The organism is Amycolatopsis sp. NPDC049688, from assembly GCF_040674975.1.
Classification (GTDB): Bacteria; Actinomycetota; Actinomycetes; order Mycobacteriales; family Pseudonocardiaceae; genus Amycolatopsis.
This window is the reverse complement of sequence record NZ_JBFANY010000004.1, coordinates 583,472-597,148: the sequence shown is the minus strand read 5'-3', so window position 1 is coordinate 597,148 and position 13,677 is coordinate 583,472. Positions and strand designations below refer to the sequence as shown.

Genomic DNA, 13,677 nt, shown 5'->3' with positions numbered 1-13,677 from the left:
CGGCCGGCTCGGCCGCCGGTGGGTACCGGCGGATTCGGCTGTCGCTTCACAGGCGGCACGAGCTGGGGGTAGGACCACCACGGCGATCCCTCCACGATCGCCGTGGTGGCCCTTGTGCTGTGGGTTTGTGTGCTTGGGTCGCGGGGGTTTAAAGATTGTCCTCGCCGGACGGGCAGGCTCTGGGATGGCCTTGGGTTTGCTTGTTGTCTTGCCTTTGGCTGGGGGTCGCTGGGTGGTCATCCCGTCGCCTGATCGAGGCCTATCACTTTGAGCCAGGCCCGCAAGGTTGCGTTGTCCTCTTGCGTTTTGCTGTGGGTTGCGGGCCTGGCTCAAAGTGATTTTTGGGCCTCAGGCGACGGGATGACCACCCAGCTCTTCTTGTGGGTGCGGGCGGTGTCCGACCCTCCAGGTACGCGAGTCGTCCCTCTGGGTACGCGAGTCGTCCATTCAGGTACGCGAGTCGTCCGGTGGGGGTCAGGAGCGTGTTGTGTTCTGGGTTGCCCGGATCGTTGCCGTTGCCGTTCCGAGCTTCTCGTGGTGGGCCGTCAGGGTCATTGTCGACGGTGGTCCGGCGAATGGCCTCAGCCACACCGCTGCCGCTCCGCCGGTTGCCCCGAAATCCAACGTCGGGGTGCCGATCAGGTCGCCTGGGCCTGTCAGCTCCAGCGTCACCACGCCCGTTGTCCCCGCGCGCAACGTGCCGAACCGGTCCCTGGCCGCCACCACCACCCGAGTTGCGTCCGTTCCGTCCGCCCGGAGCTCCGGGTCGTCGGGTATGCAGCTCAGCACGTCCGATCCGCGGTCGCCGCTGAACCGGCGGCTGACCACCAGCTTCTCGCCCACGTAGCCGTCGATGCGCAGCTGCGGCCGGCGGCCCTTCGGTACCACCAAGTCGGCCGTGAAGGGTGGGTACCGCAGGTGCGGGAAGTCGCCGCGGCGGGTGCGGGCCTCGCCCGCGGGGCGGTTGTCGAGGAACAGCAGCAGGCGGTCGCAATTGGACCAGATCGTCGACCCTGGGCCGGGCCCGGATGGCTGGGAGGTGAAATCCCAGGCGAAACCGGGCTCTACCACCGCTCGCGCGGCCGGATCGACCTGTGAAGCGTAGAAGGCCGCCGCGGGCTTGGGGATTCGGAAGATGTCCGATACCCCCGCGTACTTCAGGCCGCCGAGTGATCGCTGCCAGCCCGAGGGGTAGTCGAACGCGCACCACGCCAGGAGTCCGCAATACCGGTCGTCGGCGGCGGCCAGGTCGTGGGCCTTGGCGTGCAGCTCCGCCTGTTGCTGCCGGACGCCGGGGGTGTCGGTGCGGCGGTAGGCGCGGGCGCCGGCGAGCGTGCCGATCGTCTCCGTCACCAGGTACGGCAGCCCCGGCCTTGGCGGGCGCAGCTGGAAGGGCGCTCCGCGCCGCGCGGTGTAGTCGTTGTACGCCAGGATCTCGACGTCGTCGCCGGCGTACCGCGCGCCCGTGGTGCTGGCCAGTGCGCCGCTCGTCGGGCGGGATGGGTCGAGCCGGCGGGCCAGCCGGCCCGTCCGGTCGTACATCGCCGTTGTCCCGTTGGCCTCGTTCACGCGCGTGCCCCACACCACGATGCTCGGGTGATTGCGGTCGCGGACGACCATTCCCGCCACGTCGGCCAGGTTCTGCCGCTGCCACGCGTCGTCGCCGACGTGGCCCCAGCCCGGGATCTCCTCCCACACCAGCAGGCCCAGCTCGTCACAGGCGTCGAGGAACGCGGTCGACTGCGGGTAGTGCGAACAGCGGACCATCGTGCAGTTCAGCTCGCGGCGCAGGATCTCCGCGTCCCGCCGCTGCACGCGGTCCGGTAGCGCGCCGCCCGCGAACGGGTACCACTGGTGGCGGTTCAAGCCGAACAGCTTCAGGCGCCTGCCGTTGAGGAAGAAGCCTTCGGGGGTGAACCGGGCGTCGCGGAACCCCGTCCGCACCACGCGCTGGTCGAGGACCCGCAGTCCGGAGCGGACGGTCACGACCACGTCGCACAGCGCCGGATCTTCGACGTCCCAGAGCCGGACCGCGTCGAGGCCGCCGATGTCGAATTCGACGGATTTGCCGCCCACCGGCGCGGCACCGTGGGCCAGCTCGCGGCCCGCCTGGCGCACCGATGCGGTCACCTGCCCGGCCACCGGCGCGTCCAGCGTGCACGTCAGGTGCAGGGACCGGCCGGGGGAGAGGACGTCGACGGGCCGGGCGAAGACGTCGGTCAGCCGGATGCGCGGCACCGCGGCGATCGTGGCCGTGCGGTAGATGCCGGCCGGCTGGTAGAAGTCGATCACCGACGGCCCCGGGCTGCGGGGCAGGTTGGGCGGGATGTCCAGCGCCCACCGCCCGTCGACCACCACGGCCAGGACGTTGTCGCCCGCCACGACGTCCGGCAGCTCGACCTCGAAGGGCAGGTAGCCGCCGTGGTGGGTGGCCACCAGCCTGCCGTTGAGGTGCACCTCGGCGTCGGTCATGACGCCGTCGAAGCGCGCGGTGTGGCGTTCGCCGGCCGAGGCGGTGAAGTGCCTGCGGTAGATCCACCGGTCCTGCCAGGACGCCGGGTCCCAGCCGGTCCAGGAAAGGGGCGCCACGCAGTGGGGCAGCTGCACCGGTGCGAGGTCGAGCTCGTCGAAGCCGAGCTCGGTGCAGCCCTCGTCGTACCGCCCGAACAACCAGAAATCGCCCAGCCGCACCGCTTCCGGGCCGGGAGCCGCGTTGCCCGCCGAGCCGGCGACGGCGGCGCCGAGCAGCGCGGCCCCGCTCGCGGCCAGGAACCCGCGCCGGGACAGCCGCGGTGGCCGGCCGGCCGGCTCGCGATCGGACACAGACGGCCTCCCACTGCTCCGGGCTCACCGGGGTTATCGCTTGCACGCCGTAAGACGTCACAAACGATCAGCCGGTTGCTCAGCGCAGGGTCGAGGTGCGGACGACCAGCTCCGGGGTGAACACGACCTGCCGGTGCTCGTGCCCGGTTTCGGTGGTTTCCGCCAGCAGGAGCTCCGCGGCCGTGCGGCCCAGCCGGCGGCGGGGCTGGCGGACCGACGTCAGCGGGACCGCGGCCGCCGCGGCGAACTCGATGTCGTCGTAGCCGACGATCGCCAGGTCGTCCGGGACGCGCATGCGGAGGTTCGCGCAGGTCTGCAGCAGGCCGAGCGCAACGAGGTCGTTGGCGCAGAACGCGGCGGTCGGGCGGACCGAGGACGGCAGCCCCGCCAGCCGTTCGCCCGCGCCGCGGCCGTCGGCCACCGTCAGCGCCGACGTCGTCAGGTCGACCAGGTGGTCCGGGCCCAGCCCGGCGGCCTCCAGGGCCCGCATCGCGCCGAGCCGCCGGTCGCGGACCTGGCCGACGCTCGGGTGGTTGCCGACGAAGGCGATCCGCTCGTGACCCTGCTCCACCAGGTGCCGCACGGCGATTTCGCCGCCGTAGACGTCGTCGACCGCGACCGAGCAGAGCGTGGTGCCGCCGGGCGTGCGGTCGACGACGACCACCGGCGTGCCGCGGCGCGCGATCTCGTGCAGCACCGGCGCGTCCGGGTCGACCGGCGTGATGAGGATGCCCTGGACGCGCTGCTGCTCGAGCCGGCCGAGGTAGGCCGCTTCCCGCGACGGCTGGTGCGCGCTGTTGCAGAGGAACAGGGAGAGGTCGCCGGCGTCGGCGGCGTCCTCCATGCCCGCGGCGACGTCGGTGAAGAACGGGTTGCTGCCGTCGAGCATGACGTAGGCCAGCACCCGGCTGCGCCCGGCGCGCAGCTGCCGCGCGGACTCGTTGCGCACGAACCGGAGTTCGGCCATCGCGGCCTCGACTTTCGCCCGGGTCGCCGGGCTCACCCGGTCGGGCCGGTTGAGCACGTTGGACACCGTGCCGAGGGAGACGCCGGCGGCCGCCGCGACGTCCTTCATTCCCGCGACCCTCGGCTCGGCCCCGGGCTCCCTGACCACCATGCGACCCCCTCTCGCCGTGGGCGTTGAAACGTAACATCGCCACCAACTACCTGCTGGAGATGCCGTTCGGCCACGGCTGCGCCAATCCATTGACTTCTTCTTCCGCCGCATAGTAGCTTCACCGCACCAGATTTGTGAAACCTTTCAATCCGGAGGTCGCGATGACGCGCCCACGCCCGGGCCGGGCCCCTCTGCTGGAGGTGCGCGGCGTGACGAAGTCGTTCGGCGCCGTCGCGGCCGTCGCCGGTGTGAGCTTCGGGCTGCACGCCGGGGAGGCCCACGCGCTGGTCGGGGAGAACGGCGCCGGCAAGTCCACGATCGTCAAGATGCTGGCCGGGGTGCACAAGCCCGACGACGGCACGCTGCTGCTGGACGGCGAGCCGGTCGAGTTCGGCTCGCCCGCCGACGCGAAGGCGGCCGGCATCGCGGTGATCTACCAGGAACCCACGCTGTTTCCCGACCTGAGCGTCGAGGAGAACATCGTGATGGGCCGCCACCCGCGCAAGAGCCTCGGCCGGATCGACCGGGCGGCGATCCGCGCCGAGGCCGAGCGCCTGTTCGCCCGGCTCGGCGTCCGGATCGACCCCGCCCGGCCCGCCAGGGGGTTGTCGATCGCCGACCAGCAGATCGTCGAGATCGCCAAGGCGCTCAGCGCCGACGCCCGCGTGCTGGTGATGGACGAGCCGACCGCCGCGCTGACCCGGATCGAGGTCGAGCGGCTCTTCAGCGTCGCCCGGGCGCTGCGCCAGGAAGGCGCGGCGATCATGTTCATCTCCCACCGCTTCGAGGAGATCACCGAACTCTGCCAGCGCGTGACGATCATGCGCGACGGCAAGCACGTCTCCAGCGACGCCCTCGAGGACGTCACGGTCGGGGAGATGGTGAAGCGCATGGTCGGCCGCGACCTCGACGCGCTGTTCCCGAAGCAGGACGTCGAACCCGGCGCGGTCGTGCTGGAGGTCGAGGGCCTGGCCCGTGAAGGCGTTTTCCGCGACATCTCCTTCTCCGTGCGCGCCGGCGAAATCGTCGCGTTCGCCGGGCTGGTCGGCTCCGGTCGCTCGGAGGTCGTCCAGGCCGTCTTCGGCGTCGACGAACGGGACGCCGGAATCGTGAAGGTGAGCGGCAAGAAGCTCAAGCCGCACTCCTCCCGGGCCGCGATGGCCGCCGGGATGGCCCTCGTCCCCGAAGACCGGCGGCAGCAGGGCCTGATCATGGACCTTTCGATCGAGCGGAACGTGACGCTGCCGCGTTCGCGGGCGCTGTCGAAGCTAGGCTTCCTGACCGGCGCGAGCGAACGCCAGGAGGCCCGGCGGTGGACCGAACGCCTGCGCACCAAGTACCGCAGGCTCGGCGACCCCGTCGGCACGCTTTCGGGCGGCAACCAGCAGAAGGTCGTGCTGGCCAAGTGGCTGGCGATGGCGCCGAAGGTGCTGATCGTGGACGAGCCGACGCGGGGCATCGACGTCGGCACGAAGGCCGAGGTCCACCGGCTCATGTCGTCGCTGGCCGCCGAAGGCGTCGCCGTCGTCATGGTGTCGTCGGAGCTGCCGGAGGTGCTGGGCATGGCCGACCGCGTGCTGGTGATGCGGGAGGGCCGGATCGTGGCCGAGCTCCCGCGCGCCGAGGCGACCGAGGACTCGGTCATGTTCGCCGCGATGGGGCAGGGGGCCGCCGCGTGACCGCGACGAAGGAGGCCGCCGTGACCGCGCAGCCGACCGTCCACTCCGGACGCTCATGGACCGCGAACGTGCTGAAGGCCCGCGAATCCGGCATCGTCCTCGCCCTGATCGTGCTGGTCGCGTTCACCGCGACGCAGAACTCCCGGTTCCTGTCCGGGCAGAGCATCCGCGACATCCTGCTCGGCACGGCCATCCTGGCGGTGCTCGCCGTCGGGCAGGCGATCGTGATGATCACCCGCAACATCGACCTCTCGGTCGGCTCGGTGCTCGGCCTGTCGGCGTTCGCCGTCGGCACGCTGATGAAGGACAACCCGGGCCTGCCGGTGATCGTCGCGATCCTCGCCGGGCTCGGCGTCGGCGCGGCGTGCGGGCTGGTCAACGGCGTCCTGGTGCGCTTCGGCCAGGTGCCCGCGCTGGTCGTCACGCTCGGCACGCTGTATGCCTACCGCGGCGTCAGTTACTTCTGGGCCGGTGGTCAGCAGATCAACGCCGACAAGCTGCCCAAGTCCTTTTTGGACTTCGGGACCGCGTCGATCCTCGGCGTGCCGTGGCTGGTGCTGATCGCGCTGCTGGTTCTGGTCGCGGCCGGGATCGTGCTGCGGAGCTACCGGGCCGGGCGTGAGCTGTACGCGATGGGGTCGAGCCCGCAGGCCGCGCAGCTGGCGGGCATCAAGGTCGGCCGCAACACCAGCGCGGCGTTTCTGGTCAGCGGTGCCCTCGCCGGACTCGCCGGTGTCCTCTTCGCCGCCCGCTTCGGCACCGTGGACGCGGCCGCCGGCACCGGCTACGAGCTCAACGTCGTCGCCGCGGCCGTCGTCGGCGGGGTCGCGGTGTTCGGCGGCAGCGGCTCGGTCTGGGGCGCGGGCCTCGGCGCCCTGCTGCTGACCGTCATCGGCAGCGCGCTGGCCGTGCTCGACATCAACCAGTTCTGGCAGCAGGCCATCGTCGGCGCGCTGATCCTGCTGGCCATCGGCGCCGACCGGCTCGTGGCCGTCCGGGTCGCGAAGGCACTGAAGAAGAGGGATTCCCATGTCTGACCAGGGAAGCCGGCTCGGCAGGCTGCTCAGCTGGGACGCCGCCGTCGTGCTCGTCACGGTGCTCGTCCTGATCGTCGCCTCCGGCGCCGTCGAGAACTTCGGCACCAGCCGCAACTTCACCTTCCTGCTGCTCGACCTGCTCCCGATCGCGCTGGTCGCGCTGCCGATGACGTTCATCATCGTCACCGGCGAGATCGACCTCTCGGTGGCGAGCACGCTCGGCCTGACCTCGGCGGTGATGGGCTCGCTGTGGGACGCGGGGCTGACGATCGAGACGATCATCCCGCTCTGCATCGTGCTCGGCGCGGTCCTCGGCGCGCTGAACGGCTTCTTCGTGACCGTGCTGAAGCTGCCGTCGCTGGCCGTCACGATCGGCACCCTGGCCCTCTACCGCGGCCTCGCGTTCGTGGTGCTGGGCGACGGCGCGGTCGCCGACTTCCCGCGGGCCTACACGAGCTGGGTCACCGGCACGATCGGCGACGGCCCGATCCCGAACGTGCTGATCCCCCTGGTCGTCGCCGCTCTGATCTTCGGTGTCGTGCTGCACGCGACGCCGATCGGGCGCGGCGTGTTCGCCGCCGGCGCGGGGGAGCAGGCGGCCCGGTTCGCCGGCATCCGCACCGGGCGGCTCAAGTTCTGGCTGTACGTCGTGAGCGGCGCGGTCGCCGGCCTCGCCGGGGTGCTGTGGACGCTGCGGTACTCCAGTGCCCGTGCCGACAACGGCTTCGGTCTCGAACTGGCCGTCGTGGCCGCCGTGCTGCTCGGCGGCGTGTCCATCTTCGGCGGCAAGGGCACGCTGCCCGGCGTGCTCGCCGGAGTGGTCCTGCTTGCTTCGCTGCAGAACGCCCTGCGCCTGCAGGACGTGTCGAACGAAGCCCTCAACATCGTGACCGGCGTGCTCCTGATCGTGTCGGTCCTGCTCCCCAACATCGTGACTGCGGCCCGCACGGCAGTGCGTCGCCGCAGGCAAGCGGTAACTCCGGAAAGGTGACGAAGATGTCCCGACGGTTCCTCACCGGCGCAGTGTCGGCCGGGCTGGTGCTCGTTCTGGCCGCGTGTGGCGGCACGACGAAGAACGACAACGCCGGCTCCGGCGGCCAGCAGTCCACCGCCGCGGCGAACCCGAACGCCGCGGCGAAGGAGGGCGTCAAGATGGCGTTCCTGCCCAAGCAGCTCAACAACCCCTACAGCGACATCGAGGTCAGCGGCGGCAAGGAGGCCCTGGGCGAGCTGAAGGGCGAGTACAAGCTGGTCGGGCCGAACGACGCCAGCGCGTCGTCGCAGGTCAGCTACATCAACACGCTGATCCAGCAGCAGCAGGACGTCATCGGCATCGCCGCCAACGACCCGAACGCGGTGTGCCCCTCGCTCAACCAGGCCCGCAGCGCGGGCATCAAGGTCGTCGCCTTCGACTCCGACGCCGCCAAGGACTGCCGCGACGTCTTTATCAACCAGGCCACCACGCAGGGCATCGGCGAAGCGCTGGCCAAGCAGGCCAAGGACCTCTCCGGCGGCTCCGGCGAGATCGCGGTCCTGTCCGCTACGCCGAACGCGACCAACCAGAACGCCTGGATCGACGTCCTGAAGAAGGAACTGGCCAAGCCGGAGTACGCGGGGCTGAAGCTGGACAAGATCGCCTACGGCAACGACGACGACCAGAAGTCGTTCCAGGAGGCCCAGGGCCTGCTGCAGTCGTTCCCGAACCTCAAGGTGATCGTCTCGCCGACCACCGTGGGAATCGCGGCGGCCGCGCGGTACGTCAGCTCGTCGAGCTACAAGGGCAAGGTCGCGGTGACCGGGCTGGGCACGCCGAACCAGATGCGCGCGTTCGTCAAGGACGGCACGGTCAAGCAGTTCGCGCTGTGGAACCCGGCCGACATCGGCTACCTCGCCGCGTACGCGGGTGTCGCGCTCAAGTCGGGGCAGATCACCGGCAAGCAGGGCGAGAAGTTCAAGGCGGGCAAGCTCGGCGAGTACACGATCGGCGAGAACGGCGAGATCGTGCTCGGCCCGCCGACGACGTTCGACGCGAACAACATCGACAAGTTCAACTTCTGATGCCCCGGTACTGCTTCTGCCTCCAGGTCAGGCCCGACCGGAAAGCCGAGTACGCCGAGCGGCACCGGGCGGTGTGGCCCGAGATGCGGCAGGCCCTGCACGACACCGGCTGGCGCAACTATTCGCTGTTCCTCCGCGACGACGGCCTGCTGGTCGGGTACGTCGAGGCGGACGACCTCGAAGCCGCACAGGCCGCCATGGCGAAGACCGACGTCAACACCCGCTGGCAGGCGGAAATGGCGGAGTTCTTCACCGGCCTCGACGGCCGGCCGCCGGATGAAGGGTTCCAGCTGCTCGACGAGGTCTTCCACCTCGACCTCGACGTCCGGGAAGGACAGTGATCGCCGTGGATGTCAAAGCGGCCTTGCGGGCCCAGCGCATCGAGACGCCGTCGTGGGCGTATGCGAACTCGGGCACCCGGTTCAAGGTGTTCCCGCAACCGGGTGTGCCGCGCACCCCCGAGGAGAAGATCGCCGACGCGGCGATGGTGCACAAGCTCACCGGCGTGGCGCCGAGCGTCGCGCTGCACATCCCGTGGGACAAGGTCGGCGACTATGCCGCCCTGACCGCGTATGCGCGGGACCTCGGGGTCGAGATCGGCGCTATCAACACCAACGTCTTCCAGGACGAGGACTACAAGCTCGGCTCGGTCACCAACCCGGACCCGGGCATCCGCCGCAAGGCCACCGACCACCTCCTCGAAGCCATCGACATCATGGACGCGACGGGCTCGCGCGACCTGAAGCTGTGGTTCTCCGACGGCATCAACTACCCGGGCCAGGACGACATCCGCGACCGGCAGGACCGGCTGGCGGCGGCCCTTCGCGAGACGTATGACCGGCTGGGGCCGCAGCAGCGGATGCTGCTGGAGTACAAGCTGTTCGAGCCGGCGTTCTACGCGACCGACGTCCCGGACTGGGGCACGTCCTACGCCCACTGCCTGGAGCTGGGGGAGCGGGCCACGGTGTGCATCGACACCGGCCACCACGCCCCGGGGACGAACATCGAGTTCATCGTGGCGTTCCTGCTGCGGGCCGGGAAACTGGGCGCGTTCGACTTCAACTCCCGCTTCTACGCCGACGACGACCTGATGGTCGGGGCGGCGGACCCGTTCCAGCTGTTCCGGATCATGTACGAGATCGTCCGCGCCGACGCCCTGGACCCGTCGTACGGGATCGCCTTCATGCTCGACCAGTGCCACAACATCGAGGCCAAGATCCCGGCGATCATCCGGTCGGTGATGAACGTCCAGGAGGCCACTGCGAAGGCGCTGCTGGTGGACCGCCCGGCGTTGCGGGCCGCGCAACAGGCCGGTGACGTGCTCGGCGCGAACGCCGTGCTGATGGACGCCTACAACACCGACGTCCGGCCGCTGCTGGCCGAGCTGCGCGAGGACGCCGGGCTCGACCCGGACCCGATCGCGGCGTATGCCCGCAGCGGGTACCAGGAGAAGATCGTGGCCGAGCGCGCCGGCGGCACGCAGGCCGGATGGGGAGCATGAGGATGACCGTGCCGGAGCAGCTCATCGCGCGCAGCAACGCGCTCGGGGCCGACCCGCGCAACACCAACTACGCCGGCGGCAACACCTCCGCCAAGGGTTCGGTGACCGACCCGGTCACCGGCTCGCCCACCGACGTCCTGTGGGTCAAGGGCTCCGGCGGCGACCTCGGCACGCTGACCGAAGCCGGGCTGGCGGTCCTGCGCCTGGACCGGTTGCGTTCCTTGGTGGACGTGTACCCGGGCGTCGAGCGCGAGGACGAGATGGTCGCCGCGTTCGACTACTGCCTGCACGGGCGGGGCGGCGCGGCACCGTCGATCGACACGGCGATGCACGGTCTCGTCGAGGCCCCGCACGTCGACCACCTGCACCCCGATTCGGGCATCGCGCTGGCCACGGCGGCCGACGGCCCGGCGCTGACCAAGGAATGCTTCGGCGACCGGGTGGCGTGGGTGGATTGGCGGCGGCCGGGGTTCCAGCTGGGCCTGGACATCGCCGCGGTGAAGGCCGCGAACCCGCAGGCCATCGGCGTGATCCTCGGCGGGCACGGCATCACCGCGTGGGGCGCGACTTCCGAGGAGTGTGAGCGGAACTCCCTGGAGATCATCCGCACGGCCGAGGAGTTCCTCGCGTCCCGGGGTGCTCCGGAGCCGTTCGGCCCGGTCGTCCCGGGTTTCGAAGCCCTGCCCGAGCCCGAGCGCCGGGCGCGCGCCGCGGCTCTGGCGCCGGTGATCCGCGGCCTGGCCGCCACCGACCAGCGGGTGGTGGGGCACTACACCGACAGCGAAGTGGTCCTGGAGTTCCTGTCCCGGGAGAAGCTGCAGCCGCTGGCCGCGCTGGGTACGTCGTGCCCGGACCACTTCCTGCGCACCAAGGTCCGCCCCCTGGTGGTGGATCTCCCGGCGACCGCGCCTCTCGAGGACGTCGTCGCGCGGTTGAAGGAGCTGCACGCGGAGTACCGCGACTCCTACCGCGCCTACTACGAACGGCACGCCACTCCGGACTCGCCCGCGATGCGCGGGGCGGATCCGGCGATCGTGCTCGTTCCGGGGGTGGGGATGTTCTCCTTCGGCAAGGACAAGCAGACCGCGCGGGTGGCGGGGGAGTTCTACGTCAACGCCATCAACGTGATGCGCGGCGCCGAAGCCGTCTCGACCTACGCGCCGATCCCGGAGAGCGAGAAGTTCCGGATCGAGTACTGGGCCCTGGAAGAGGCGAAGCTGCAGCGGATGCCGAAGCCCAAGCCGCTGGCCGGGCGGATCGCCCTGGTCACGGGGGCGGGTTCGGGCATCGGGAAGGCCATCGCGCAGCGGCTCGCCGCCGAGGGCGCGTGCGTGACGATCGCCGACCTGAACGGGGACGCGGCGGCGGAGGTCGCGGCGGAGATCGGCGGTACTGCCGTCACCGCCGACGTCACCGATGCCGCGGCGGTCCAGGCCGCGATCGACGCGACCGTGCTTGCGTACGGCGGGATCGACCTGGTGGTCAACAACGCCGGGCTGTCCATCTCCAAGCCCTTGCTGGAGACCACCGAACGCGACTGGGACCTACAGCACGACGTCATGGCCAAGGGGTCGTTCCTGGTGTCGCGGGCCGCGGCCAAGGCGATGATCGACCAGGGCATCGGCGGGGACATCGTCTACATCTCGTCCAAGAACTCGGTGTTCGCGGGCCCGAACAACGTCGCCTACGGCGCCGCGAAGGCCGATCAGGCCCACCAGGTCCGGCTCCTGGCGGCCGAGCTCGGCGGACACGGCATCCGCGTCAACGGCGTCAACCCCGACGGAGTCGTCCAGGGCTCCGGCATCTTCGCCGGCGGCTGGGGCGCCCAGCGGGCCGCGGTCTACGGCGTCGAGGAGTCGAAGCTCGGCGAGTTCTACGCCCAGCGCACCATCCTCAAGCGCGAGGTGCTGCCCGAGCACGTCGCGGCCGCCGTGTTCGCCCTCACCGGCGGCGAGCTCACCCACACCACCGGCCTGCACGTGCCGGTGGACGCCGGGGTGGCCGCCGCGTTCCTGCGTTGACGGAGGACCGATGACCTTGGATCGCATCACCCCGCGCCGCACCCGCGTCGGCCTCGTCTCCGGCGGGCTCGGCGCGTACTGGCCGCAGTTCCCGTCCCTGCTGCCCCAGCTGCAGGCTTCGGCCCGGCGCGTCACCGAGCGTTTGTCCACCATGGACTGCGAGGTGATCGACGCCGGGTTCGTCTCGGACGCCCAGGAAGGCGCGGCCGCGGCGGAGAAGCTGCGGGTGGCCGGGTGCGACCTGATCATCGGCTTCCTCACGACGTACCTGACCTCCAGCATGCTGGCCCCGGTCGCGCAGCGCTCGGGCGCGCCGGTGCTGCTGCTGAACCTGCAGCCCACCGAGGCGATGGACCACGAGTCCTTCGACACCGGCGCGTGGCTGGCCTACTGCGGCGCCTGCCCGCTGCCGGAGATGGCCAATGCGTTCCGCCGCCTCGGCGTCGAATTCCGCTCGGTGTCCGGGTATCTGGAAGACGAGCGGGCGTGGACGCGGATTTCCCGCTGGATCAAGGCCGCCGGCGTCCGGGCGGCGCTGCGGCACGGGCGCCACGGCCTGCTCGGGCACCTCTACCCGGGCATGATGGACGTCTCCACCGACCCGACGCTGGTGTCGGCCCAGCTCGGCGGGCACGTCGAGATCCTGGAGGTCGACGACCTGCGGGTCCGCGTGGAGAAGGTCACCGACGACGAAACCGCCGCGCGGGTGGCGCTGGCCCGCGAAGTGTTCACTGTGGACGAGTCCGTTGTGGACGAGGACTTCGCTTGGGGCGCCCGGGTTTCGGTCGCCCTGGACCGGCTGGTTTCCGATTTCTCGCTGGACTCCCTGGCCTACTACCACCGCGGCCTCGACGGCGAGACGCACGAGCGCGTCGGCGCCGGGTTCATCCTCGGCGCGTCCCTGCTCACCGCCCGCGGCATCCCGGCGGTCGGCGAGTACGAGCTGCGGACGTCCCTGGCCATGCTGGTCATGGACCGCCTCGGCGCAGGTGGCTCGTTCACCGAGCTGCAGGCGCTGAACTTCCGCGACGGCGTGGTCGAAATGGGCCACGACGGCCCGGCGCACCTCGGGATCAGCGCCCGCAAGCCGTTGCTGCGCGGCCTGGGCGTCTACCACGGCAAGCGCGGCTGGGGCGTGTCGGTGGAGTTCGACGTCAAGCACGGGCCGGTGACGCTGTGCGGGCTCGGCCAGCGCCGCGACGGGACGTTCACCTTGATCGCGTCCGAGGGCACGGTGGTGCCGGGGCCGCTGCTGCGCATCGGCAACACGACGTCCCGGGTCGACTTCGGTGGCGACCCGGGCGAGTGGACCGACGCGTGGTCGGCGAGCGGGATCGCCCACCACTGGGCGCTCGGCACCGGCCACCGCATCCCCGAGCTGACGGCGGTCGCGGACCTGCTCGGCCTGGAGCTGACCGTGGTGCGCGCGTGAAGCGAGTCG

At 70.8% G+C, this 13,677-nt stretch carries 10 protein-coding genes; 8 read left to right on the top strand and 2 right to left on the bottom strand.

Going from position 1 to position 13,677, the window contains the following annotated elements; genetic code table 11:
• Positions 1–474: 474 nt before the first annotated feature.
• On the bottom strand, positions 475–2,823 hold the full coding sequence (locus AB0J55_RS18170) for a glycoside hydrolase family 2 TIM barrel-domain containing protein (RefSeq protein ID WP_364249204.1): 2,349 nt from the start codon (positions 2,821–2,823) through the stop codon (positions 475–477).
• A 79-nt stretch (positions 2,824–2,902) separates the two neighbouring features.
• Positions 2,903–3,940 carry a LacI family DNA-binding transcriptional regulator gene (locus AB0J55_RS18165; RefSeq protein ID WP_364249202.1) on the bottom strand — a complete coding sequence of 346 codons (1,038 nt, stop codon included), beginning with the start codon at positions 3,938–3,940 and terminating at the stop codon, positions 2,903–2,905.
• A gap of 161 nt (positions 3,941–4,101) precedes the next feature.
• On the opposite strand from AB0J55_RS18165, the gene AB0J55_RS18160 reads away from it, so the two are divergent.
• From AB0J55_RS18160 to AB0J55_RS18125, 8 genes are read left to right on the top strand one after another with little or no spacing between them, the layout of a single operon-like run.
• The gene (locus tag AB0J55_RS18160; RefSeq protein WP_364249200.1) at positions 4,102–5,619 is read left to right on the top strand and encodes a sugar ABC transporter ATP-binding protein; all 1,518 of its coding nucleotides are present in this window, start codon (positions 4,102–4,104) and stop codon (positions 5,617–5,619) included.
• Positions 5,616–6,656: an ABC transporter permease gene (locus AB0J55_RS18155; RefSeq protein WP_364249198.1), complete on the top strand. Its 1,041-nt coding sequence runs from the start codon at positions 5,616–5,618 to the stop codon at positions 6,654–6,656. Before AB0J55_RS18160 ends, AB0J55_RS18155 begins: the two co-directional genes overlap by 4 nt.
• Entirely contained in the window at positions 6,649–7,647 is a 999-nt protein-coding gene (locus tag AB0J55_RS18150; protein WP_364249196.1) for an ABC transporter permease, read from the top strand. The genes AB0J55_RS18155 and AB0J55_RS18150 overlap by 8 nt, the downstream gene beginning before the upstream one ends.
• Before the next feature lie 5 nt (positions 7,648–7,652).
• Positions 7,653–8,714 (top strand): rhamnose ABC transporter substrate-binding protein, encoded by a 1,062-nt coding sequence (gene rhaS, locus AB0J55_RS18145; protein ID WP_364249194.1) that lies wholly within the window; start codon positions 7,653–7,655, stop codon positions 8,712–8,714.
• On the top strand, positions 8,714–9,055 hold the full coding sequence (locus tag AB0J55_RS18140; protein ID WP_364249192.1) for an L-rhamnose mutarotase: 342 nt from the start codon (positions 8,714–8,716) through the stop codon (positions 9,053–9,055). The genes rhaS and AB0J55_RS18140 overlap by 1 nt, the downstream gene beginning before the upstream one ends.
• Positions 9,052–10,215, top strand: coding sequence for an L-rhamnose isomerase (gene rhaI, locus AB0J55_RS18135; RefSeq protein WP_364249190.1), 1,164 nt, complete (start codon positions 9,052–9,054; stop codon positions 10,213–10,215). Before AB0J55_RS18140 ends, rhaI begins: the two co-directional genes overlap by 4 nt.
• Before the next feature lie 2 nt (positions 10,216–10,217).
• Positions 10,218–12,236 (top strand): bifunctional aldolase/short-chain dehydrogenase, encoded by a 2,019-nt coding sequence (locus AB0J55_RS18130; protein ID WP_364249188.1) that lies wholly within the window; start codon positions 10,218–10,220, stop codon positions 12,234–12,236.
• Between the two features lie 10 nt (positions 12,237–12,246).
• Positions 12,247–13,668: an L-fucose/L-arabinose isomerase family protein gene (locus AB0J55_RS18125; RefSeq protein ID WP_364249186.1), complete on the top strand. Its 1,422-nt coding sequence runs from the start codon at positions 12,247–12,249 to the stop codon at positions 13,666–13,668.
• Positions 13,669–13,677: the final 9 nt, after the last annotated feature.